Raw genomic sequence first — 22914 nt, forward strand, 5'->3', positions numbered from 1 at the left:
CGCCTTACTCCGCCGCGCTCGCGAGTGCGTTGACGGCAGCTGCTGCCATGGCACTTCCGCCCCGCCGCCCGTGCACTACGAGGAAGGGCAGGCGCCCGTTCCGCGCGAGGGCAACTTTGGATTCCGCTGCACCGATGAAGCCGACGGGAATACCAATCACGGCCGCCGGTTTCGGCACGCCCTCGTTCAGCATCTCGAGCAAACGGAAGAGAGCTGTCGGGGCATTACCGATAACGACGACGGAGCCGCCCAGGCGCTCGCGCCACAGCTCCAGGGCCGCGGCCGAACGGGTAGTATCCATCGACTTCGCCAGCACAGGAACGCGTGGATCATCGAGGGTGCAGACGACCTCGTTGCCAGCTGGCAGGCGGCTTCGAGTCACGCCGTTTGCAACCATCTTGGCGTCGCACAGGATCGATACCCCACGCTGCAATGCTGTTTCTGCAGCATGCGCAAAGTCAGGTGAGAGTTCGACGTCGGCTGGCAGGTCCGTCATGCCGCAGGCGTGGATCATGCGGACGACAACCCGCTCCGCCGCACCAGCAAAACGCGACAGATCGGCTTCAGCACGAATGATCGCAAACGAGCGACGGTAAATCTCTGCGCCATCGCGGACATAAGCGGGTGCTTCACGCATCAGAGGGGCTCGTGGAATGCATCGGCAAGGATGCCGGACTCTGGAAGATCACGAAGACGCCTTATGATTTCACTGAGAGGCAACGAGGAGAGCGCCGGATCTTGTGCGGAGCCGCCAATGATCGTGCGGTAGAGGCCATCACTGCTGCCGACCAAGGTCAGCGCGGCTGCTCGAGGATGGGCGCATCCCTTCGTGCAGCCAGATACGTGAACAGTCATACCTGCCGCAAGGAGCTTGCGTGCGGATTCAGCAATCTGCGCAGCGTCCGCCTGCACTCGCGTGAAGGCGCTTGCACAGGCAGGACGCCCCGGGCACGCGAGCACGGACAAGCGGGGATCGGCCGGGTCAAGGATGAAACCAGCGCCGCGCGCTTCCTCTGCGAGCGCGCGAACTTGTTCTGGCGCCAGACCTGGAATCAGGAATCCGCGCGTAAAGGACACGCGAACCTCGCCACGTCCGAAACGCTCCGCCCAATCGGCGACTGTATCAATCTGGGCTGCATGGCATCGTCCGAAAGGCAGCGCACCTAAGAGGGCTGCCTGGCCCTCGACCAGAGGGATGATCCCTGCGCGAGGTGCTGCTCTTCGGCACATCGGCGGCATCACGGGAGCGAGACCCACGACGCTGCCCAAATTGACGACCAGCTCGGTTGCGAGATCTCGAAAACGCCGAACATTCGTTTTTCCCGACCGTCTCATCTCGGCGAAGCGTCTCAGAAGGGCGAGTACGGCTTCAGGCGTGCGGTCCGGGGATGTCGTACCGATCCAGCGAATCGTGCTCCCGTGCGCAAGTCCGAGGGCAAGTCCAATTTCTCCGAATGACCGGACGGCACGCAGACTGATGTCTGCTCCGACCTCGTCGAGCGGTATGCATCCGCCACCATCGACGGCAACACAGATCTTTGGCGGGAGGTCTGGCAGGGCGGCAGCAGCAGCTTCGATGGAGTTTGCCAGGGCACGGGTGTCGACGAGGTCAGCAGGGTCTGTCCCGGCAACAGGGGATACGACGGTGAGCCGGAACGGTCCGTCGCCCGCCGGTTCGACGAGCCCGGCCGTTTCGAGACTGGCGAGAAAGATCGGGTAGGTTTCCTCCCGCAGACCGCGGATCTGCAGGTTGCCGCGGGCCGTCACGTCGAGCAGCCCGTTGCCGTGTGTCCGCGCCGCTTGCGCCAGGAGGCGAGTCTGCGCGGCGCTCAGCACGCCACCAAGCGGGTAGATGCGGGCGAGCAGCCCGTCACCCGTGGCCATCGGGCGGCGGACGCCGGGGCACCAGCCTCGGCGATGATGGACGGCAGTCTCACTGGTCATTCGGCGGCTCCTGCTGACCACCGGGCCGCTCGAGAAAAGCGGTAATCGAGTTGAGGCGACTCTCCCACAAGCCCCTTCGGTGAATCTCGGCCAGTCGGTCGCAGATGGCCTGAGCGGCCGCATCGTTCGCCGCATGCAGTTCATTGTGCACGGTCTCGTCTGCAATCAGAGCCGCGAAGACGAGGTCGAGGGTCACCGGTCCGACCGCATCCGTAGTCGCTACGAAGGCGCAAAGAGCGTCGACGCTTTGCGCGATTTCAGCTGCGCCTCGCCAGCCGTGACGCAGTTGCGCAGCAATCCAACGCGGATTGGTCAACCGTCCACGAACGAGCCGATCGACATCTTCCTGCAGACTACGGGCTTTTGGTGTCTCGGGGCAGCTCGTATCGAGACTGTAGAGAGCAGGTCGATTTCCGAGTCCCGCGGCTGCGGCTGCGAAACCACCCATCGCATCGGCCACGGCATCGCCATCCAGGATATCCCGTTCGGCCACGTCGGTGACATGCACGAAGGCTTCGGCTCTGGCGACCCGATCTTGAAAGGTCCCGTCTTCGGAAGGCGCACCCTCGGGCCCGAAGGAGTGCGACGTGTTCGCCAGATAGGTGCGGCCGAGATCCTCCCGGGTCGTCCAAATTCCATCCAGCGCACGGTCTGCTACGCCGGCACCATATGCGCCCGGGGCCGCCCCGAAGACGCGCGCCAGAGGCTCGCCCCGACGGCGTGCAGCCGCGAGTTCATTCCATTCCATGTCCTCGCTCAGGGTCGCCACGGCTTTCACGGCCCGATCGAGCAGCGCGATCTGATCCGGGAATGTGTCACGGAACGCGCCCGACACGCGAAATGTCACGTCCACACGCGGCCATTCCAGGAGCGGCTGGGCCACGATCTCGAAACCGGTCACGCGGGTCGAAGCATGGTCCCAGGTCGGACGAACGCCCATAAGGGCCAGCCCATGCGCCATGTCCTCACCGCCGGACCGGAGCGTAGGCGAGGCCCATAGATCCATTACGATCCGACGCGGCCAATCACCCTCGTCCTGCAGATGGCGTCGCACCACTTCGGTGGCGGCCTTCCAGCCGAGCGCAGTTGCGGCACGGCTCGGAATAGCACGTGGATCAAGGGTCGTGAGATTGCGGCCAGTCGGCAGGACGTCGGCGCGACCGCGCCACGGCGACCCCGCGGGTCCCGGTGGTACGAACCGACCGTCGAGCGCATTTAGCAGGCCTTGCCGCTCGCCCACCGCACAGGCCTCGAAGCCTTCGGGGGCCTGCCCGAATACATGCAGTCCATCCCGAATCGTGACCGTGCCGAGATCGCACAGATGGGCGTCCAGTCGGGTGAGGGCTTCATCCATCGAAGTTACATTTTCGACTCCGCAAATCGCTGCGAGGCCGCTCACACGCGCGCGCTCCAGGATTTCAGAAGCGACCAGGTCGGCGCGGCGAGGATCGAGTGTCTGAGCCGAGGAGAATTCCTCGACCAAGTCGCGCAGGGCGGCCGCCTCGCCATGCAGTCTCGCCTGCGCGACCGGGGGTGGGAGATGGCCCACAGTCAACGCGCCGATCCGGCGCTTGGCAGGTGCGGCTTCGCCCGGGTCGTCGACGATGAATGGATAGATCACCGGTATCGGCCCTATCGCCAGGCGAGGCCAGCAATCGGGGGACAGGGCCACTGCTTTGCCGGGCAGCCACTCGGCGGTGCCATGTGTGCCGAGATGCAGCAGGGCGTCGATCTGCTCGAGGCACCGCAATCCGAAGTAGAATGCAAGATATGCGTGGGACGGGGGCAGGTCCGGATCGTGATACCGGCTCTTTCGATCCCCGCCATGGCCCCGATCGGGCTGCAAGGCCACGAGAACATGGCCGGCGCGCAGAGCCCGGAACTGGAAGGCGCCGTCGCGGATGGCCGGATCAGCCTCAGGGCTGCCCCACACAGCGTCGAGTTGGGCCTGTCGTTCCGCGGGAAGAGAGGCGAGCCACGTTTTGTAGGTTGCGATCGGGATCTTCAAAACCGGCTCGCCATTGATGAGGCGAAGCATGAGATCGCGCGGGGTGAAATCCCGGGCCGCATCGTAACCGGCCTGAACCAGCACATCGAGGATGCCGCAGGTGCTCGCCGGAGTGTCGAGACCTACGGCGAAGCCCGCTCGCCCACCGCGAGCCGGGTAGTCAGACAGGACGAGCGCGAGACGTCTTTCCCCACGAGGCTTCCTGGCGAGTTGAACCCATGCGACCGCTTGATCCGCAACGAAGGCAATGCCAGCGTGATCCGGCTCCTGTACCCGGCGGGCGAAGGCAAGCGCGGGATCCGGGTCGGCTTCCGATTTGAACGAGATCGCGCCTGACCCGATCCGGCCATCGAATTCAGGGAGGGCCACTTGCATCGCCATGTCCACAGCAGACAGCCCGCGTGCGGATGCGGCCCAGGCCTCTCGGGTGCTGCCGCTCGGGATAACCTGGAGAATCGGACAGTTCGCATCATCGAGAACGAAGGTTGCATCGTCTCGAGCAGCAAACGCGGTTGTGGTCACAATGACACTCGGGCGACGAGCACGGACTGCCCGTTGCACCACCATCAAGGACTCCGGGTCCTTCAGACTGGAGACGGCAAGGACAAGCACATCGAGACCGCGCTCCGCAAGAGCATGGGCGAGCGACACCACAGCAGCCGTATCGCCGGCGAGTACGGCAGAGCGATAGACCAGAAGGCAGGCGAGGGGCCGCGCCGGGGACAACCGGGCGATAACAGTTTCTGGATCTTCGGGGCCGTGCGCCAGCGTCCAAGCGAACGCACGAGGCACGGGACGGGGTGGCTCGAAGGGGCCGGCTGAACGCCCGATCTCGGCCGCGATGCGGCCAAGGAGCCGAGCCAGGTTTTCGACGCCGCCCGCTCGAAAATAGGCTTCGAGTTCATCGCAAAGAGCGGCATCGACGGTTGCATAGTCGGCGAGGCGTAGGTCCGGGCGGTCGTCGCCTGGAAGAACCGCGAGCTTCACGCCACGCGCGCTGCACGCCGCCTTCAGGCGTTCGAGGCCATATCGCCAGTAATCAAGACCGCCGAGACAGCGCGCGAGCACGAAATGCGCCTTTGCTGCGGTCGCCTCCACGTAGAGGTCGACCGAGAGCGGATGGCGCAATCGGCGGAGGGAGGCGAGGCGCAGCGTGGGAGCACTAGGTGAACTCCGACCCTGGGCTGCCGCCAGGGCGGACAGATCGCTATCCGCGAAGGAGAGCACCACGATATCTCCCGGGGGCTGACGGAGATCGACCGCCTCGCCACCCTCATCGAGGGAGATCGTCGTGACCGGCAGGAGGTGCATGTTACCCGCGGAGGGCCGCCTCTACGGCGTCGCGGTCGAATCCCTTGAGGCCGATCACGACCATGCGTCCGTCCCGTGCCTCGTCCGGCCTCCACGCCCGGTCGAAATGATGTGCCACGCGCCGTCCTACCCCCTGGACGACGAGCCGCATTGGCTTGCCCCGGACAGGCGCAAAGCCCTTGATGCGCAGGACGCCGGCAGCCTCGGCCGCACGCTTCACCCGGATTTCCAGGGCCTCCGGATTGTCCACGTGGCCAACCGGGATGGCAAAACTCTCGAAATCGTCGTGATCATGGTCGTCTGCACTCTCGTGATGCGACGGGCGGGCTTCGAGATTGGACTCGGCCGCGGCGCCGAGACCCAGGATAACGGCCGGATCCACGCTGCCATGCGCGGTCTCGATGACCTTGACCGCCCGTGGCAGGTGCCCCCGAACTTCAGAGCGGACGCGCGATCGGTCTGTCTCGTCCATCTGATCGGTTTTGTTCAGAAGGATGAGGTCTGCGCAGAGGAGTTGGTCCTCGAACACCTCCTCGAGCGGGTTGTCGTGGTTCACGGACACGTCGAGCGTGCGCTGGTTTGCAAGCGCCGCCGGATCCTCGGCGAAAGCACCCGATGCGACGGCGGGGCCGTCGACAACCGCGATCACGCCATCCACCGTCACCCGGGAGCGAATGTCAGGCCAGTTGAAGGCGTTGACCAGGGGTTTCGGGAGAGCCAACCCTGACGTTTCGATCAGAATGTGTTCGGGTGGCTTCGGTCGGTTCAGGAGCTTGTTGAGTGCGGGAACGAAATCATCCGCCACGGTGCAGCACAGACATCCGTTCGGTAGTTCCACGATATCGTCCTGCGTACAACCCTCGATGCCGCAGCCTTCGATGAAAGAGCCGTCGAAGCCGAGATCACCGAACTCGTTGACGAGCACCGCGAGCCGGCGGCCGCGTGCGTTCTCGAGAAGATGGCGCACGAGCGTCGTCTTTCCGGCGCCCAAAAAGCCGGTGACGATCGTACAAGGCGTTTTCGCGAAGCTGCTCATCGTAGAGATTCCTGTTTCCGCGCCGTTTTCCTCAAGCGGCGTTGCTTGTCTTGGTTGGTGGAATGCGAGCCACAACACCTTTCCGGAAGATCTCCGGTCGCTCGCGCCAGGGCACAAGGCCATCGGCGGTCGCGGCGTAGCGTCGTAGCCCTTCGATGATTGTATCGACCGATGTCTTAGGATCGAGATCGCCGTAGATGTATGTCCAACGTCCGGGAGCCGAGATGGCCACGGTGCACGGTCGTTTGCAGACCGAGAGACACTCGACCGGCTCCAGGCGGATGGAGGGCGCTCCGTCCCGAGCGATTGCGGCCGCGAGCGCTTGGTGGAGCATCGCACCAGGTCTAAGCTCCTTCTCCTCTGGCCCGCCGGGCGGGCGGCAGGTCACGCAAACGTGGAGGCAAATCTCCGGGGCGGTGGTCATGGTATCAGATTGCCTTTGTCAGGCGAGGGCCGGGGGCGAAACGACGAGAGGTCAGAGGCCGGCTAGAAGCGGCCATGCGGGAGGCGAAAGGCGCGGGTGAGGGCCAGGACGACGGGACGAGCGGTCTTCGACAGGGCAGGCGTGGGCATCGTTCTCTCCGTCGGGCGGCCGCGAGGACCGGATGAGCTTCCACGGACGGATCGAACGAGGGTCATCGCTCGAGGAGTCGTTACCGGTACACCCCGTCCGGCAGGTCCGACAGAAGCAGAAGGCGACGGCAGGTCTCCTGGCTCACGGGTCGATGTCCTTGCTCATGCCTTCCCGGGACAACCCAGTGGCTCACCAAGAAAGGACTCTCCGCTTACAGTTGCGGGGGCAGCCGCGGTTTCACACCGCATTCCCTTTTCACCCTGTTTCCAGGGCACCGTCGGCCGGACGATAGCGCTCGCACGGCCGCGCTGCAACCGGGTCCAGCTCAGTTCTATGTCTTGAGGCGCGATCACCGTCCGAGGCCGAAAGCGAGCGGCCAGGACTGAGGCGATTCCGCCGTGGGTGAGGTGGACCTTGAAGGAGCGTGACGGGAGGAGCGGTTGACCGCTATACCACCTCGATGACGATTCAAGCCGATCTCGGTTCTCGCGCCGACCCGCTGGCCGGCAACCGCCTGACGCTCGTGCTGGGAGGCGCACGTTCGGGTAAGAGCCGCCACGCGGAGGCGCTGGTCCAGACTTGGGCGGCTCCCTGGATCTACCTTGCGACGGCCCAGCCGTCCGATGACGAGATGCGTGAGCGAATCGCGGCTCACCGCAGCCGGCGCCCGGACGGCTGGATCACGCGAGATGAGCCATTCGATCTGGCGGGAGCAATCCGGGATGCGCCCGCCGGCGCGCCGGTACTCGTCGACTGCCTGACGCTCTGGCTCACCAACGTGATGCTCGCCGGGCGCGACGTTGACGCCGCAATCCGTGAACTCGTCGAGACCTGCGGCGGGGCACCAAGGCCGCTCGTACTGGTATCGAACGAGGTCGGCCTTGGAATCGTGCCCGACAATGCTCTCGCGCGGCGCTTCCGGGATCATGTCGGCGTCCTGCACCAAAGGCTCGCGGCACAAGCGGACCGGGTGCTGTTCATGGTGGCCGGCCTCTCTATGACGGTGAAGTAGGACGAGATGACCACGGACGATGCGGCACGCCACCGTGCCAAGATGATCAAGCGCAAGGAGGTCCAGGACCGGGAGGTTGCCTCCAAGACCCTCGAGAAGGGGCTTCTCGTCGTTCACACGGGGCCGGGCAAAGGCAAGTCCACGGCCGCCTTCGGGTTGATGCTGCGAGCGCTCGGCAGAGGGTTCAGGGTCGGCGTGGTGCAGTTCGTCAAGGGAGTCTGGGAGACCGGTGAGCGGCTCGCCCTGGAGCGCTTTGCCGATCAAATCGAGTGGCACACCATGGGGGAGGGGTTCACTTGGGAAACCCAGGACCGGGCCCGCGACGTCGCGGCGGCCGGGCGCGCCTGGAGCAAGGCAAAGGAGCTCATGGACCGTGAGGACATTCGCCTGCTCATCCTGGACGAGCTCAACATCGCGCTGCGCTACGATTACCTCCAGCTCGCCGAGGTGGTCGCCGTCCTGCGGGAGCGGCGGCCGGATCTCCATGTCATCGTGACAGGCCGCAACGCCAAACCTGATCTCATCGAGACCGCCGACCTCGTGACCGAGATGACCCTCGTCAAGCACCACTTCGCGGCTGGCGTGAAGGCTCAGGAAGGCATCGAGTTCTGATGCGGGCCCTCATGGTCCAAGGGACCGGCTCGAATGTCGGCAAGTCGCTCCTCGTGGCGGGCCTATGCCGATTCTTCGCGCGGCGCGGCCTCAGGGTGCGTCCGTTCAAACCGCAGAACATGTCGAACAACGCTGCCGTCACGGCGGATGGTGGCGAGATCGGGCGGGCACAGGCCCTCCAGGCACGGGCCGCCGGCATTCCGCCGAGTGTCCACATGAATCCAGTGCTGCTGAAGCCCCAGAGTGAGGTCGGCGCCCAAGTCGTCGTGCAGGGCCGCATGATCGGCACGGCTCGGGCTCGCGAGTATCAACTCTGGAAGCCGCGATTGCTCGAGGCGGTCCTCGACAGCTTTGGCCGGCTTTCGCGAGAAGCTGATCTCATCCTCGTCGAAGGGGCCGGTTCGGCCTCTGAGGCTAATCTCCGGGCCGGCGACATTGCCAATATGGGTTTCGCTCATGCCGCGGGCGTTCCCGTCGTGCTGGTTGGCGACATCGATCGCGGTGGAGTCATTGCTAGCCTTGTGGGCACCAGGGCGGTGCTCGACGAGACCGACGCCGCGATGATTCGCGGATTCATCGTGAACCGCTTCCGCGGCGACCCGACGCTGTTCGAGGACGGGATGCGCTTCATCGCGGAGCGGACCGGCTGGCCGGCGCTGGGCCTTGTGCCCCACTTTTCCGATGCCGCGCGTCTGCCGGCAGAGGATGGTCTCGGACTGAGGCGTGATGGACCGCGTGACGAAGCGGTGGAGAGACGTGATAAAGGCGTTCTGATTGCCGTTCCGGTGACACCGCGGATCGCCAATTTCGATGACCTCGATCCACTCCGTGACGAGCCTGGCGTCACTGTTGCCCTGATCGAACCGAGCATGCCGATCCCCGCGTCAGCGGCGCTCGTTATCCTGCCTGGCTCCAAGAGCACCATCGAAGACTTGCACTTCTTTCGGGAGCAGGGTTGGGACATCGATCTTGCGGCCCATTACCGCCGGGGCGGACGCGTGCTCGGGCTGTGTGGGGGCTATCAGATGCTGGGACGTTTGATCGAGGATCCGCACGGCATCGAGGGGCCACCCGGGCGCGCAGTGCAGGGCTTGGGGCTGCTCGACGTGGCGACTACGCTGATGCCTGAAAAGCAGCTCAGGCATGTCACGGGCACCACGATGCCCGACGGTACCCCGTTCTGCGGTTATGAAATGCACATTGGGGTGACGGATGGGGCGGGCGCGACCGAGCGCCCCTTTGCACAGCTTTGCGGGGGACGGACCGACGGTGCGGTGTCCGCCGACGGGCGCATTGCTGGAACCTATGTGCATGGTCTTTTTGCAGATGACCGCCAGCGCATGCGGTGGCTCGAGATGCTCGGTGCGCCGAACAGCGGGCTCGACTACCAGGCTCTCGTGGACGAGATCCTGGACCGACTGGCCGACCACCTCGGCGCCCATATCGACTGTGACCAACTCCTCGCGATCAGCGCACGATGAGCCAGGCGAGACCGGCAAGACCTGCGACGAGCAAAAGCAGGAGCGCGCAGGCGGTCCGATAGAGGGCAAGAGCTCGATCGATGTCGGCCGGCGTCGCGTTCGTGCGTCCGTCACCCATCCAGCGATCCTCTATGCGAACCTCTCCATAGACTCGGGGCCCGGCGAGCTTCAGTCCGAGTGCACCGGCCATAGCGGCCTCGGGCCAGCCCGCATTCGGGGAGCGATGATGCGAAGCGTCTCGTTTCAAGGCTCGCAGCGCATTGCGGGGAGAGGCGCCTTCGTGCAGTGCAGCCGCGGCAATAATGAGCGCGGCCGAGAGCCGGGAGGCGGGAAGATTTATCAGATCATCCAAGCGGGCCGAGGCCCAGCCAAATGCCTCGTGTCGAGGCGTGCGGTGTCCGATCATGCTGTCGGCGGTGTTCACAGCCTTGTATAAGGCTCCGCCAGCGGGCCCGCTCACCGCGAGCCAGAGGGACGGAGCCACGACTCCGTCGGAGAAGTTTTCAGCGAGGCTCTCGATCGCGGCGCGGCAGACGCCGGCATCATCAAGGCTTTGAGGATTGCGCCCGACGATCATCGATACGGCCGCCCGACCTCCGTCGAGCCCCCGCTCCCGCAGGCTCGCCGCTACCGCCGCAACGTGCTCATGGAGACTGCGCTGGGCGAGAAGGCTGCTTGTGACGAGGGTGAAACCTACCAATCCGATTGGCCCCAGGGCGAGAAGCAGGTCTCCCACAGCGACAGTCGCAAGTCCTGTGAGCCCTAGGAGCAGTCCCAGGGCGAGAATGCCGGCAGCCCGTCGCCATCTTGCAGACCACGTCTCCCGGTTCAGGAGTCTGTCGAGAACCGAGATCAGCCGCCCTATCCAACTGACGGGATGGCCGATCCATGTGTACACCTTGTCGGAGTAGCCGAGTGCAGCCTCTACTAGGAGGACAAGAGTCACAAGCACGAGAGTGTCGGGCGGGAGCACTGGAGTCGAATGAGCGAGAAGCAAATCTGGCACGGGGGTGATCTCGATGAGGCTCAACGGCTTTTTCCTGACGCTCCGAAACCCTGGATAGATCTGTCGACCGGCATCAACCCAATACCTTATCCCTTACCCGCACTGCCATCCCATCTTCTGGAGCGCCTTCCACCGCCCGGTGCACATGCTGATCTGGAGGCTGCGGCCGCTGAAGCTTACGGGACAAGTGACACGGCAGCCGTGGTGGCAGCTCCTGGCACCCAGGTTTTGATCAGCCTTTTACCGCTCCTGCGATCTCGCTCGAGGGTTGCCGTGCTAGGCCCAACCTATGCGGAGCATGCCGTCTCTTGGCGCAGAGCGGGGCACGAAGTCGTAGAGGTTACTTCGCTGACTGATGCAGCTGGAAGCGATGTTCTCGTGGTCGTGAATCCCAACAACCCGGATGGACGCTTTATCGCGCGGCAGACACTTCTGGAACTGGCCGAGCACTTTCACCGGTGCAGCGGATGGCTCGTTGTTGACGAGGCCTTTGCGGATTTTGATGACGATGCGACGCTGGTTGCGCACCAACCGCCGAATACGATCATCCTTCGCTCCTTCGGCAAGACTTTCGGACTCGCGGGCTTGCGGCTCGGATTTGCTATTGCACCGAAAGCCATAGCGTCCAGAATTCGCGCAGCTCTCGGTCCCTGGGCTGTGTCTGGTCCCGCGATCGAGTTGGGACGGCGCGCATTGCGGGATCGTGAATGGCGCGTTGCTGCCGCTCAAGCGCGGGTTGAGGATGCTCGACGGCTGGACGCGATGCTGCTGCGCGTAGCCGAGGGGGCACTCGGAGGCACGACGTTATACCGTCTTGTTGAAACGGACGATGGACCAGAGCTGTTCTCCTACCTCGGCCGACATGGCATCTGGGTCAGACGCTTCCAAAGCAATCCTAGGCTTTTGAGATTCGGGTTGCCCGGGCCCGGGTGGGCCTGGTCACGCCTCGACGAAGCGATCAGGAACTGGTCGCCTCCTAACGATGGCGAGCAACCGACCGACGCTCGAGCCAGAAGCTCTCACAAGGAACTGCCGGCGTAGTCTCCACCGCGATCGGGTTGCCTCGGTTCGGTCCAAAACTGGGCGCAGCGCGATTCGCTATACTTCTCTGGTAGCCTGAAGCTCATCCCGGGTGTTCGACGGCTGCGTGACGGGGATCTCAATGCGCTGGTGTGGCAGCGGTGAGGGTAGCTCACCTCATCCTTGCTCTTGACCTGGAACTTGTCCTAATTGTTCTCAGGTCTCTATCGCCGCCGAACCGGTTCAGGCCAGCCTTGAGAGCAATCAATGAGGAAGCTCTATGTGATCGGCCTAGGGTCGGGAAATCCCGACCACATGACTGTTCAGGCGATTAAGGCTCTGAACGACGTCGATGTTTTCTTTCTCATCGACAAGGGGCCGGCCGCTAGCGAGCTGGCTGTTGCTCGTGAAGAGATATGCCGTCGCTTCATCGAGAATCCAGACTATCGGATTGTCCGTGTCCGCGATCCAGAGCGCAATAGACAATCGGCGGACTATAAACTCGCGGTCGATGAGTGGCATCGAGCGAGGGCAGCTGCTGTCGAAAGCGTGATCCGCGACGAACTCGGGTCGGACGAACGCGGCGCCTTCCTCGTATGGGGCGATCCGACCATATATGACAGCACGATCAGAATCCTCCAGCATGTCCTCGCGCGGGGCACTGTGGAGTTCGACTATGAGGTGATTCCCGGCATCAGCAGTATCCAAGCCTTGGCGGCAGCCCACCGCATTCCGTTGAACGGAATCGGCGAGGCCGTTCACATCACAACCGGTCGGAACTTGACCCAGGGCCGCACTGGGCTTTCTGAGAATACCGTCGTCATGCTTGATGCGGAGAACAGCTTCCGGTCCGCGCCAGCCGCGGATCCCTACATCTATTGGGGTGCCTATGTCGGAATGCCTGACGAGACGCTGATCGCAGGAAGAGTCGCGGAGGTCGCCAACCGGATCGAGACTGTCCGAAAACGGATGCGAGATGAAAAGGGTTGGATCATGGACATTTACCTCTTGAAGGATGGAAAAGCCGAAGAATGATCCGAAATGTGCATGGTGATGTATTGAACGGCATGTGCCTCAATGCATTCGATGACATGATCTGGCGGCAGGATCTCGACGCACTGGTGTTCAGGCCGAAAGGTTACCAGGGTGGCTGCTTCGTCCACCGGCTCGCGTTTCGCTTCCATGACAGCGAGGCATCCCGAGAGAGCTGTGAGAAATTCTTCTGGGCGAATCTGGATGCCTTCGAGCGGGCGGCGCAAGCCAAAATCCGAAGAGGTCGAGTCCTTGACGGGGAGAACTTCCATCTGACGAGCCGGGACATCCGGCGGGCCATGAGCTTGCCTCCCGACGCATCATGAAGACCGGACTGGCCAAGAAATCAGGTCGAGAACTCGCCAGCTTTGCATTTGTGATTCAATGAAATAGGGTTATAGCTGAGAGGTCGGATCCCCTCTCGGGGAAGAAAAAGGGAATGCGGTGCGGGCGACTTTCGCCCAATGCCGCGGCTGCCCCCGCAACTGTAGGCGGAGAGTGTTCCTCGACGCGCCACTGGGATTCTCCGGGAAGGCAAGAGGAAACACGCTGATCCGTGAGCCAGGAGACCTGCCGGCATCGGAAGTACCTCGCAAAGTCCTCGGGTGGAGGACAAAGGATGGAAGATGAACACTCAGCAGACGCTCCCGATCCAAACATCCGTCGCCTCGGCTTCTCGCCTGACCCAGATCGGTCTCGCCGCATTTCTCGGCCTGTTCGTTGTCGGATTCGCTGGCTTCTCGCATATCGAGGCCATTCATAACGCGTCGCACGACGTGCGCCATTCTCTTGCCTTCCCCTGCCACTGAGGGCGAGGGCGATGGCGGTCTTTCGGAACATCGTATTCATCGCCGCACTGGCAGGACTCGTCGCTGGCCTTGCGATGACCGTCATGCAGTACGCCGGCACCGTTCCTCTGATCCTGAAGGCCGAAACGTTCGAATCTGCCGAATCGACTCACAATCATGCCGCTGCGCCAAATGTGGCGGCAACTTCTCAACTTCACGACCATGACGAAGGCTGGACGCCGGAGAATGGGTTCGAGCGCTCGGCCTACACCGCACTTGCCAACATAGTGACGGCCATTGGTTTTGCGCTCTTGCTCGTGGCAGCGTCCGAGATTGCGGGCGGGATGATCGGGTGGCGTCAGGGGATATTCTGGGGGCTGGCAGGTTTTGCCGTGTTTACCTTGGCACCCGGCGTCGGGCTTCCTCCCGAGTTGCCGGCCATGCCGGCAGCTGAACTCGACCAGCGTCAGGCCTGGTGGATTGCGACCGCGGTTGCGACGGGTATCGGGCTGGCCTTGCTCGTCTTCAAGAAATCCTTGCCGCTCGCAATCCTCGCCGTCGCACTCATCGTTGCGCCGCATCTCGTCGGTGCGCCGAAGCCGGATAGCTTCGAAACGCCAGTTCCCGAAGCTTTGGCGCATGACTTCGTGGTCATGGTGTTCGTAGTCAGCCTTGTCTTCTGGGTAGTCCTTGGCGGGACTGCGGGCTTCCTCCGCTCGCGGGTGGAGCAGATGGGATAAGTTACTGATTCAGCCCTCTCAATAATAAGAGAATAAGAGGTTTATAGCCGTGGTCCAAACCTAAACTTGAAGTGGAACGACGTTGCCGGCCGATAATTGCTAGATCATCGCAACAAGATGACCGATGCGGCTGTCCGCTTCAACTGCAAGAGCTTAACACCAAGATGCGTGTGAATGATTCCTGTTCATCTCCGCCCTCTGTTGATGCCGGGGTTCAGCTTGTTTCTGTCGACCGACGAATGATGGCCGGAGGCCCGGCCCCGCCGGGCACGCGCTCGTGATGGCATGCTCCTTTCCAGCCCGCTGCCGATGTGGGACTGTCTCCAGGTGAGGTTCTGGCTCGCCATCCAGCGCCTGCTCCCGGTCCTTGCGGTCCTGGGACTCGTGCTCGCCCCGTTCACCGCGCCCGCATCGGCCGGGGGGATGAGTTCGCCCATGGCCGCCATGGCGGCGGGCGACGGCATGGCGATGGCCGGGGACATGGACTGCTGCCCACCGGAGCGGCCCGTGACGCCGGACTGCCTGAGGGCGTGCCCACTCCTGTCCGTCTGCCTGGCGAAGACCTTGCAGTGCATCGCCGCGGCGAGTGCCATGCTGGTCCAGATCGCCGTCACGCACGTCCTCATCCCGGGGAACGACGCCCTGCCGGACAGCCTGGCCCAAGGGCCACCTCCGCGACCTCCGCAAGCCTGAGTTCGATGCCGGCCGCAGGGCCGGATGCCGTCGCGTGATGCCGTCGCGCGGCAGGCCGCATCTGTTCGACTCGGGAGGAACAGTCATGATGCACGACATGATGGGAGGCGGGATGATGTGGGGCATGGGGCTGTTCGGGATCGTCGCCCTGCTCGTGGTGATTCTGCTGATCGCCGCCCTGGTCAAATACGTCTTCTTCCGCTGAGGCCCGCCATGATCCGGCTGGCTCTTGCGGTCTCCGCGCTCGCCGTCCTCGCGGCTCCAGCAGCCGCGCAGGGCGATCCCGACCGCGGCGCCCAGCTCTACCGGGCCTGCGCGGCCTGCCACTCCCTGGAGCCCGACCGCAACATGACGGGGCCGAGCCTTGCCGGGATCTGGGGCCGCAAGGCGGGCTTGCTCGCGAGCTTCCACCGCTATTCGCCGGCCCTGAAGGGGTCCGATGTGACCTGGACCGAGGAAACCCTCGATCCGTGGCTCCGGGATCCAGCGAATTACATCCCGGGCAACCGAATGACCTTTCCAGGGATCAAGGATGCGTAGGCGCGCGCGGACCTCATCGCCTATCTGGGAACGATTCCCGCCACGGGTCAGGCAGACCGGAGCGCGCCCGGCGGTGCAACGGGCGAGATGATGGGCGGCGGCTCCGTGCCCAACCTGAGGACGCTCGCCCCGGAGGATCGCGTGCAGGCGATCGGCCATTGCGGCGACACCTACCGGGTCACCACCGCCGACGGGAGGACGCAGGAGTTCTGGGAGCGCAACCTGCGCTTCAAGACGGACTCGGGGCCGGAGGGACCGGAGAAGGGCGCCCCGGCCCTCGTCGGGGCCGGGATGATGGGCGACCGCGCCTCCGTGATCTTCGCGGCGCCCGAGGAGATCAGTGCGCTGATCAAGCCCCAATGCTGAGAATGAAGGAGAGACACATGCACGATGCGCTTGCATGCACCCGGCGGGGCTTCGTCGCCGGATGTTTAGTCCCGGCATTTGGTGGATCGGGTCGAGCCTGAAGCGTTGCGGCTCGGATGTCCAGATCTTGCAGATGTATTCGTAGGGGGTGAGGCCCTTCAGGGTCTTGAGCCGACGGGCGAAGTTATAGGCCCTCAGGAAGTCACCGAGGTGGCCGCGCAGTTGGTCGTAAATGTCGTAGTAGTAGCGCCTGACGGTGGCGTCCTTGAGCGTGGGGTTCATTCTCTCGACTTGCCCATTCGTCCAGGGATGGCGCGGCTTCGTCGGCGGCACTCTCTCGCTCTCGAACAACGACGACGGCGGTTTCACCGGCGGCGGCCAGATCGGCTACAACTACCAGATCGGGTCATTCGTGATCGGTGCCGAGGCCGACATCCAGTGGGCCGATACGGACCAGAACATCAACGCCGTCTTCGTGCCGGCGCCCGGCTTTGTTGCCGGCTGAGACGTCTTCGTGCCCGGCGTCTTTAATAGCAACGCTCCGGAGTGGTGGGGCTCGGTGCGGGCGCGCCTGGGCGTCGCGATCGATCGGGTCCTGATCTACGCCACCGGCGGTCTCGCCTACACCGAGGACAACACCGGCTGGGTGGTCGGCGGCGGTGTCGAGTGGGCCCTGCCCGTGAACTGGTTCGGCTCCTCGGCGGTCACCTTCGGGGTCGAGGGCCTGTGGATCAACATCGATAGCGACAATAACAACTTCAACAATGGCTTTGTCGGGACGTTCTCGACCCCCGGCAGGGCGCCCGTTGCGGTCGTCGCACCGGCATTCGACAACAACAACGACAACGAGTTCGGCGTCGTGCGCGCGAAGCTCAACTTCAAGTTCTGAGCATCGCATCCACAAACACAAGGCCCGGCCAAGCGCCGGGCCTCTTTATTACCTTGCGGCCTGCGTCATACTTGCTCCGAGCAAGCTGTCGAAACGCGCCTGACTTTCAGCTGACCTTTGGGTTCGCTTACCGCGCCAAGCCGCGCGGAGCGACGTAGTCGACCGGACCGAAAGGATTAGTCGCTCCCACATAGGGCCCGTTCAAAATCGGGCTAGGCAGGAGATAAAGCCCGAATTTGGCGCGCGTCGGATCGTAGGGGGGCATCAGCAGATAGGATTGCGCCTGACCGTAGCCGCTCGTCGTCCGATCGAGCGAGCCGACCGGGACAACCGTGCCCGGGTCCAGAAAACTGCGTGGTGTTACTCGCAAGACCATCGGGCCGCCCTGCCCCAGTGCTTGGCGCTTGCGGGGCTGGGCCTCCGCATGCAGCGGGATGGCAAGGGATATAACAGCAGCAGTCGCACGGATGACGAATGGGGAACGCATTGCCAGTCCTCCACAGTTCGAGAAGACTCTCGCGGGAACCCCCGTTGCAGGTTTCTTTGTGGCGTCGGCTGTCTCAACTCACGCTCCTTGGCAGCCGATCAGCTTTCTTATGGATAGTTTGGGCGAACTCGTTGCAAGGCAAACCCGTCCATTCCGATTATTTTTGTGCCAGGGAGAACAGGGGGGAGACGCACCGCTTCCCCTCCGTTCCGTTGGCACTTGCAATGGATGGTTGCGGCAGGCATTCGCCGTCCTCCTTGTTGACCGCAGGATCGCAAAAGCGCCCGGTCGGGACGAGCCTGACTGGGCTGAGTTCATGAAGATCTCAGTCAGGAGTTGCGGAATCGAGAGGCCTCCTGAAGTGAATCCTATCCGATCGCTACGGACCTGCTCGACCTCCGAAGACTGCCGCTGAACATTTTCGGACAATCGTGTTCACGACAGTCATTTCGAAGCGTTCCTCCAGGTCCCCATCACGATGTTCCAGACGCCGTTCTTTGCCCTGACGAGCGGGGGACTAACCAGCACGGCCGGGGGCTGCGTGCGCTTATCTCCCGCCACCACGAGAACGGCCATCCAGATCTCACCATCAGTGAAGTAGGGATCGTCCTCGCCGTTTCGGCCGTTCAATGTCGGGCCAATCCCGGACACCTGATAGCGCGTCGCCACCATCCCGGCCTGGACAAGGTCGTTGATCAAGCCGTCGCGTTCGGCATCGATGTCCGGCGCGATGTGATGAGTGACCTGACCGGTGTACCGGCTCACACCAACACCGCGATCGAACGTCACCGATCCGAGCCAGACGGGCCGGCCCTCCTGACCACTCTCCAGCACTCTCCAGAAGCGCACATGATGACGCTGGTCGGCGCTCGAGCCGACGGGCCTCTCGTAGGCGAGGTCCTCGCGCCGGCCCTGGTAGAAGAGGGGACTCACCGGCGCATCGCGATAGGGCCGATCGAGAAGCACGCTGTCGACGATTTCAAGACTGCTCCGCAGCGTGATCGGATCAGCCGGATACCAGCCTGCCGCATGCATGGCGCGCACGACATCCTCCTTCGATCCGACAAGGCCGACGTTGAGCGGATCTCCTGGAATGCCCTGCTCCGTGTGCGTCACCATGGGCCGGCCTTGAAGGCCGCGCTGGTGCTCGTAGTGGGTCCACACCGAGGGCAGCGCCACATAGGCCAACAGAGCATAGGCTCCGAGAAGGGCAGCGGCGACGATCAGGCCCTTGCGGAGCCATGAGGGAACCAGGATCGCGTGTCGATGACGTGTTTTCATCACGTGAACCCCGCAAGGGGAGCCAGTGCTTGCTTCGGCAGCGCAGTGACCGCGTCAGGCCCAAGGCCAAGAGACACTCCGTCCGGCGGCCTCCGAACGGGGTAAATTCAGAGGCCCCGGACCGAGGAAGAGGATCGAGAGGCGTCCGTGCTAGCGGCCCAGCGCGCTGCGGGCCGTTCCGAGAGCCCGCTCGCAGGAGGTCGCATCGCCGGCCTGATCGGCCTGCCGCGCCTGCGTCAGAGCTGCAAGAATCTGCTCGTAGTCCGAACCTTCCCCAAGGATTTCCTCAGCCTGGGCGATGGAGCCTGGCGTCGGCTGATGGTGCTCCATCGCCGCCGTGCTTTCACGCGTCATTCGTCCGGTGCCGGCGGTGGTGTCGATCCGGGCGTCGACCGCGGCCTGAAGACGGTCGATCTCGGCCGAGCACGGCCCGGCGCGAACGGATGTCGGCACAAGGGCCGCTAAGGCCATGAACATCATGGGAGGTAGGGCAGCCCACCCCGGTCGGACGTGCTTTGAGCTCTGAGACTGCATTGTCTTGCCTCCGTGAGAGTCCGGGCGCGCCGGCACTGCCGATCCCGGACGCGGCAATGCATTCGCCATGATAGCCTCATGGTATGGACGTGCTTGACCGAAGTGGACAATCGCTTGACCTTCCCTGATATCACCGTCGCATAATGCGTCCGACCATCAACGGCGCCGTCGCAACCGGTGCCCGGTCTCGACCTTCACGCGCTGGTCCGGACATGGCTTGCTCTCCATGCGGAGGGAGGCTGTTCGGACCAGCGCGTGAAGGCGCTCGGCTCCGAGTATTTCAGCACGGCCGCGACCAGGCTGAGAGAGATCTTGGTCTGGGCCCGCAACTGGCGTGCGATCTCGCAGCGAGCCTCGGCGACAAGGCTCTGGAAGCCTGCGCCATCGGCGTGCAGACGCCGACTCGGTAGCCGGGGCTGCACGGCAAAGCGGCCCGCAGCCGATGTGGCCGAGTACCGGGTCGCCGGGATCTCGGCGCGCAGCACGCGGCGCAGGCTCTCCTTCAAGTCTTTCTCCAGGGCGGCCTTGCGCTCCCAGATGCAGCCCTCGAACACCCGGCAGAGGATCGGATCTGAGCCTGCGATGCAGTGCTCGAGCCAGCGCACCGGAAGATGAGGGCATCGATCTCCTGGTCGAAGCACACAGGGGCTTGGAGAATTACCCGATATTCGGGCTCGGCATGTAGGCAGGCTGCGGAACCTGTCGTTTTTCTGTTGTGGCTATTGTGGCGACCAGTTGGCCGAAAAGGTCAAGCGAATGTCTCACTCGATCAAGCACTGCGCACTCTTCTGCCCATACTGACACGGGATGCGGGAAAGGATCGTACATCCCGTTTCGTGACAGCAAGGAGAGTCAGATGCGCATTCAGACAAACTCCTCGAAATGGCTGACAGCTCTGGCTGCGGCACCTGTCGTCATATTCTCGTCCATGGCCATCGCGCAGCCGCTGACATTACGCGTCAGCCCGGCCACACCTCCGGGCGGCATCCCATCTCTCGGCTATGCCGTGAACCCGGCCGCGCTCCCGCCTGGCGTGACACCCATGGGCTATACCCAGAATGGATGGCTGATGGTGCCGGCCGACGATCTTCACAGCATCGGGCCACGTTATGTGCAGCCCAGTGGTATCAAACTCAGGCGCGGGAGCGAGGTGCCGGACTGGATCGACACGGGGAACATGGAGAGCGTCTCGATCCGCGGCCTGCAATCAAGTACCCGCTACAGCTACTTCATCTCGCCCGACCAGAAGATCGTCGTGATGGATCCCCAATCCCGGCGGGTCATGCGCGTGATCCGTTGAGGCCAAATGCTGTTCCCTTTCTCGGATCAGGTCTCCGAGAGGTGCAAGGATCGTCCTCTCGAGGACGATCCTGATCGGCCAGCGCCACGTCGTCGTGCGTATGACCCGTCAATCGGCTCGCCACGCATCAGAACCGCATGCTGAGCCCGAGGATCGGGCCGTGCACCAGCATGTCGAACTCGTAGCGCCGCCGGCCCTCGCCCTGCGTGTAGTCGACGGAGAGCGCGCGGTAGCCGATGACGCCCGAGAAGCTGACGCCCCGATACGTCCCGAGGTCAAAGCCGTAACCGCCGGTGGCTTGCCAGGAAAAGTTGCTCCCAACCCCGAAGCCGCCGATGTCGCCGCGCAGGAACAGCTCGTGGCCCGGAGCCACGGCGTAGCGCAACTGGGCGCCGATCACCGGGTCGAGCCAGTCGACCGAGCCGGAGGCGGCAATGGCCCGCGCCCCGACGATCTCCAGGTCGCCGATGTCGGCCGTGAAGGCGACATCGAACGAAAGATCCGCGTTCTGGTACCAATAGCGTCCACCGCCACGGACATCCAAGGCCAGCGGCCCGGAGCGCGCGACCTCGTAGGACGCCCCGAACTCGATGATGGCTATCTCGATGTCGAGGTTGAGGCCCCGTGCGACGGTAGTGGATATCCCCGGCGCTGGTGTCCGGCTCCGGATGTTGCTGCGATCGACGCCGAGCTTCATCCAGACCGCATCGCCGTAGAGTGCGAACCGGCCGTAGCGCGCCTCGAAGTCACCCATCAGGGCCACGATTGAATCGCTCTTCTCGACGATGTCGATGAAGCTCGCATTGACCTTGGCACTGCGTCCCCGGATCGTCTCGGTGCCGTTCAGCGCGGGGAGCCAGGCGTAGGGGACGAAGCGAAAGGTCCACCCGGACGGGGCCACGACCGGCGTTGCCTCCGGAGCAGGTGCCAGGTCCGCGGCCAGCGCGGCTCCCGCGGTTCCGAGCACGAGTGCGAGCGGTGCCAAGACAGCGCGAAAAAACCGGTGTACGACTGCGTGCATCGTTCCATTTTCCATCGTTGGCTTACTTCGGGAACAGGAACTGCACCTGGGCCCTGAGCTGTCAGTCGGCGCCGCCGGTCGGCGTCGCGACGTTGTAGTAGGCAGCGAGTTGCATGTTCACGGGCTGGCGACCGATCTTGATCACCCGCCCGAAGCCGCCGCCAACCGGAACGGTTCAGCGATCACCATGACCACCTTCCCAGTTTGCGGTGATGATTGGCGACGACGTCAGATACCAGCCGCCCGGGAAGTTGTAGTTCACGAACGGCTGCAACAACATCTGATTGACGTCGGGGCGATTGCTCTTGCCCGTGAAGGACCAGACGTTGTTGACGAGGGCACCGACTACCCACGGGCCTTGGATCGTGAGCGCCACGAAAGTCGGCCCCATCGAGTACTTGCCCTGCGTGAGCGTCTTGTTGGTTCCGGTCGGAAACACGAAGGTCGGGCCGACGCCCCAAATGATGCCGTGCGTCGGCTGCTTTGGCGAGAAGAAGAAGCTCGGATTGATGTCGCCGAGGCCGAACTCGCGGTCGCCCGTGATCGTCAAGGGCGGCTGCGCAATCACCGGCGCGATCCAGCGGGTGATCAGGTTCCAGTCCTGGTTGAGCGAGATCGGAACAACAGGCTGGATGTTCAGGATATTCTGTAGCTGCTTGTGCGGGCCGACGTTGAAATTGAAGTTGTTCTGGAAGGGCAGGCTGATCATGTCGGCGATCGGGTTCTGCGCCGCCTTGGCGAGATCGCCCACGTCTTGCCCCCGTTCAGCCTGTCGTTCCGCCTGTGCGAGGGCCGCCATGCCGGCCAACGATCCCAGGACGACAACGGCCAACCGCAGCGCCGACAGCCCGCAGATCGCTCGCCTCTCATCCATAGGGGTCCCCCGACGTCCCCAGTGTGCCCACGATCAATCAAGCAGATTCCCGCCCCACTCACCAGACAGGGATTGGCGGCTCCGGTCAGCCGGACGCCCAGTGTTGCCCTTGGGACACTGGGTCGTTCTCCCGGGCCTCCGACTGCCCTGGCGGTCGACGAGGAATCCGCGTCCTTCCGAAGGATCGCGCCCATGCGCAACGACCGGTCCACTCTCAGGAGGATGTGTCGATCCGGTCTCACGGTGAGACCCGCGCGAGATCGACCTACGGGTGTGGTCAGCAGGAGGCTCGCAGGCGCCCCCAGAGTGACGAGGGTTCCTGTGCCGATGAAGGTCCTACGGGATCCGTGCGCGGGGTTGGCGCC

General features: G+C 63.7%; 26 protein-coding genes, 1 pseudogene and 2 riboswitches. Of the genes and pseudogenes, 14 read left to right on the top strand and 13 right to left on the bottom strand.

What is annotated here, in order from left to right; genetic code table 11:
* Positions 1-4: 4 nt before the first annotated feature.
* From BN1233_RS33230 to BN1233_RS33250, 5 genes are read right to left on the bottom strand one after another with little or no spacing between them, the layout of a single operon-like run.
* The gene (locus BN1233_RS33230; RefSeq protein ID WP_046867911.1) at positions 5-637 is read right to left on the bottom strand and encodes a precorrin-8X methylmutase; all 633 of its coding nucleotides are present in this window, start codon (positions 635-637) and stop codon (positions 5-7) included.
* Positions 637-1944, bottom strand: a complete 1308-nt coding sequence (cobG, locus tag BN1233_RS33235) for a precorrin-3B synthase (protein WP_046867912.1) — start codon at positions 1942-1944, stop codon at positions 637-639. Before cobG ends, BN1233_RS33230 begins: the two co-directional genes overlap by 1 nt.
* Complete coding sequence (cobN, locus tag BN1233_RS33240) at positions 1934-5263, bottom strand: cobaltochelatase subunit CobN (protein WP_046867913.1); 3330 nt, start codon at positions 5261-5263, stop codon at positions 1934-1936. Before cobN ends, cobG begins: the two co-directional genes overlap by 11 nt.
* A gap of 1 nt (position 5264) precedes the next feature.
* Positions 5265-6299 (bottom strand): cobalamin biosynthesis protein CobW, encoded by a 1035-nt coding sequence (cobW, locus tag BN1233_RS33245; RefSeq protein WP_046867914.1) that lies wholly within the window; start codon positions 6297-6299, stop codon positions 5265-5267.
* 31 nt (positions 6300-6330) lie between these two features.
* Positions 6331-6723 carry a DUF1636 family protein gene (locus BN1233_RS33250; protein WP_046867915.1) on the bottom strand — a complete coding sequence of 131 codons (393 nt, stop codon included), beginning with the start codon at positions 6721-6723 and terminating at the stop codon, positions 6331-6333.
* Positions 6724-6982: 259 nt separating this feature from the next.
* Positions 6983-7167, bottom strand: a riboswitch (cobalamin riboswitch).
* 166 nt (positions 7168-7333) lie between these two features.
* Here BN1233_RS33250 and cobU point away from each other — a divergent pair.
* Genes cobU through BN1233_RS33265 form a run of 3 tightly spaced genes read left to right on the top strand, consistent with a single transcriptional unit; the run spans position 7334 to position 9978 of the window.
* Positions 7334-7885 carry a bifunctional adenosylcobinamide kinase/adenosylcobinamide-phosphate guanylyltransferase gene (gene cobU, locus BN1233_RS33255; protein WP_187144433.1) on the top strand — a complete coding sequence of 184 codons (552 nt, stop codon included), beginning with the start codon at positions 7334-7336 and terminating at the stop codon, positions 7883-7885.
* A gap of 6 nt (positions 7886-7891) precedes the next feature.
* Positions 7892-8497 carry a cob(I)yrinic acid a,c-diamide adenosyltransferase gene (gene cobO, locus BN1233_RS33260; protein WP_046867916.1) on the top strand — a complete coding sequence of 202 codons (606 nt, stop codon included), beginning with the start codon at positions 7892-7894 and terminating at the stop codon, positions 8495-8497.
* 11 nt (positions 8498-8508) lie between these two features.
* Entirely contained in the window at positions 8509-9978 is a 1470-nt protein-coding gene (locus BN1233_RS33265; RefSeq protein ID WP_046868018.1) for a cobyric acid synthase, read from the top strand.
* On the opposite strand, the gene cbiB is transcribed toward BN1233_RS33265, so the two are convergent.
* Positions 9965-10999, bottom strand: a complete 1035-nt coding sequence (cbiB, locus tag BN1233_RS33270) for an adenosylcobinamide-phosphate synthase CbiB (RefSeq protein ID WP_244470999.1) — start codon at positions 10997-10999, stop codon at positions 9965-9967. The genes BN1233_RS33265 and cbiB overlap by 14 nt on opposite strands.
* Here cbiB and cobD point away from each other — a divergent pair.
* The 8 genes from cobD (at position 10961) to BN1233_RS50140 (ending at position 16163) form a co-directional block, all read left to right on the top strand.
* The gene (cobD, locus tag BN1233_RS33275) at positions 10961-12025 is read left to right on the top strand and encodes a threonine-phosphate decarboxylase CobD (protein ID WP_074078418.1); all 1065 of its coding nucleotides are present in this window, start codon (positions 10961-10963) and stop codon (positions 12023-12025) included. The genes cbiB and cobD overlap by 39 nt on opposite strands.
* Positions 12026-12271: 246 nt before the next feature.
* Positions 12272-13039, top strand: a complete 768-nt coding sequence (gene cobF, locus BN1233_RS33280; RefSeq protein WP_046867918.1) for a precorrin-6A synthase (deacetylating) — start codon at positions 12272-12274, stop codon at positions 13037-13039.
* Positions 13036-13362: a hypothetical protein gene (locus BN1233_RS48730; protein WP_244470996.1), complete on the top strand. Its 327-nt coding sequence runs from the start codon at positions 13036-13038 to the stop codon at positions 13360-13362. Before cobF ends, BN1233_RS48730 begins: the two co-directional genes overlap by 4 nt.
* 67 nt (positions 13363-13429) lie before the next feature.
* Positions 13430-13628: riboswitch (cobalamin riboswitch) on the top strand.
* A 34-nt stretch (positions 13629-13662) separates the two neighbouring features.
* Complete coding sequence (locus BN1233_RS33290; RefSeq protein ID WP_046867919.1) at positions 13663-13845, top strand: CbtB domain-containing protein; 183 nt, start codon at positions 13663-13665, stop codon at positions 13843-13845.
* A gap of 11 nt (positions 13846-13856) precedes the next feature.
* Positions 13857-14564, top strand: coding sequence for a CbtA family protein (locus BN1233_RS33295; RefSeq protein ID WP_046867920.1), 708 nt, complete (start codon positions 13857-13859; stop codon positions 14562-14564).
* Between the two features lie 285 nt (positions 14565-14849).
* Positions 14850-15257 (top strand): hypothetical protein, encoded by a 408-nt coding sequence (locus tag BN1233_RS33300; RefSeq protein WP_048709781.1) that lies wholly within the window; start codon positions 14850-14852, stop codon positions 15255-15257.
* Positions 15258-15470: 213 nt separating this feature from the next.
* The gene (locus tag BN1233_RS50135; protein ID WP_244470997.1) at positions 15471-15797 is read left to right on the top strand and encodes a c-type cytochrome; all 327 of its coding nucleotides are present in this window, start codon (positions 15471-15473) and stop codon (positions 15795-15797) included.
* 105 nt (positions 15798-15902) lie between these two features.
* Complete coding sequence (locus BN1233_RS50140) at positions 15903-16163, top strand: hypothetical protein (protein ID WP_244470998.1); 261 nt, start codon at positions 15903-15905, stop codon at positions 16161-16163.
* A gap of 63 nt (positions 16164-16226) precedes the next feature.
* On the opposite strand, the pseudogene BN1233_RS45240 reads toward BN1233_RS50140, so the two are convergent.
* Positions 16227-16487 (bottom strand): annotated as a pseudogene (locus BN1233_RS45240) (integrase core domain-containing protein); the annotation flags it as partial.
* On the opposite strand from BN1233_RS45240, the gene BN1233_RS46250 reads away from it, so the two are divergent.
* Both BN1233_RS46250 and BN1233_RS43680 read left to right on the top strand, forming a co-directional pair.
* A complete protein-coding gene (locus BN1233_RS46250; RefSeq protein WP_147707691.1) occupies positions 16429-16668 on the top strand; it encodes a hypothetical protein in 240 nt (79 codons plus the stop codon). The pseudogene BN1233_RS45240 and the gene BN1233_RS46250 sit on opposite strands and share 59 nt — an antisense overlap.
* Before the next feature lie 9 nt (positions 16669-16677).
* A complete protein-coding gene (locus BN1233_RS43680; RefSeq protein WP_147707692.1) occupies positions 16678-17052 on the top strand; it encodes an outer membrane protein in 375 nt (124 codons plus the stop codon).
* Between the two features lie 127 nt (positions 17053-17179).
* Here the strand turns inward: BN1233_RS43680 and BN1233_RS33315 are convergent, their stop codons facing one another.
* From BN1233_RS33315 to BN1233_RS33330, 4 genes are all read right to left on the bottom strand, one after another.
* Positions 17180-17539, bottom strand: coding sequence for a hypothetical protein (locus BN1233_RS33315; protein ID WP_048709788.1), 360 nt, complete (start codon positions 17537-17539; stop codon positions 17180-17182).
* A gap of 444 nt (positions 17540-17983) precedes the next feature.
* A complete protein-coding gene (locus tag BN1233_RS33320; RefSeq protein WP_052764039.1) occupies positions 17984-18820 on the bottom strand; it encodes an LssY C-terminal domain-containing protein in 837 nt (278 codons plus the stop codon).
* Positions 18821-18970: 150 nt separating this feature from the next.
* Positions 18971-19354, bottom strand: a complete 384-nt coding sequence (locus BN1233_RS33325; RefSeq protein WP_244471000.1) for a hypothetical protein — start codon at positions 19352-19354, stop codon at positions 18971-18973.
* A gap of 194 nt (positions 19355-19548) precedes the next feature.
* Positions 19549-19959, bottom strand: coding sequence for a helix-turn-helix domain-containing protein (locus BN1233_RS33330; protein WP_048709791.1), 411 nt, complete (start codon positions 19957-19959; stop codon positions 19549-19551).
* 251 nt (positions 19960-20210) lie between these two features.
* On the opposite strand from BN1233_RS33330, the gene BN1233_RS33335 reads away from it, so the two are divergent.
* Complete coding sequence (locus BN1233_RS33335) at positions 20211-20654, top strand: hypothetical protein (protein ID WP_046867922.1); 444 nt, start codon at positions 20211-20213, stop codon at positions 20652-20654.
* A gap of 127 nt (positions 20655-20781) precedes the next feature.
* Here the strand turns inward: BN1233_RS33335 and BN1233_RS33340 are convergent, their stop codons facing one another.
* Together BN1233_RS33340 and BN1233_RS33345 are read right to left on the bottom strand one after the other, a co-directional pair.
* On the bottom strand, positions 20782-21675 hold the full coding sequence (locus tag BN1233_RS33340) for a hypothetical protein (protein WP_046867923.1): 894 nt from the start codon (positions 21673-21675) through the stop codon (positions 20782-20784).
* 175 nt (positions 21676-21850) lie between these two features.
* On the bottom strand, positions 21851-22549 hold the full coding sequence (locus BN1233_RS33345; RefSeq protein WP_147707694.1) for a neuromedin U: 699 nt from the start codon (positions 22547-22549) through the stop codon (positions 21851-21853).
* Positions 22550-22914: the final 365 nt, after the last annotated feature.

Source organism: Microvirga massiliensis (assembly GCF_001006805.1).
In the GTDB taxonomy this organism is placed as follows: domain Bacteria; phylum Pseudomonadota; class Alphaproteobacteria; order Rhizobiales; family Beijerinckiaceae; genus Microvirga; species Microvirga massiliensis.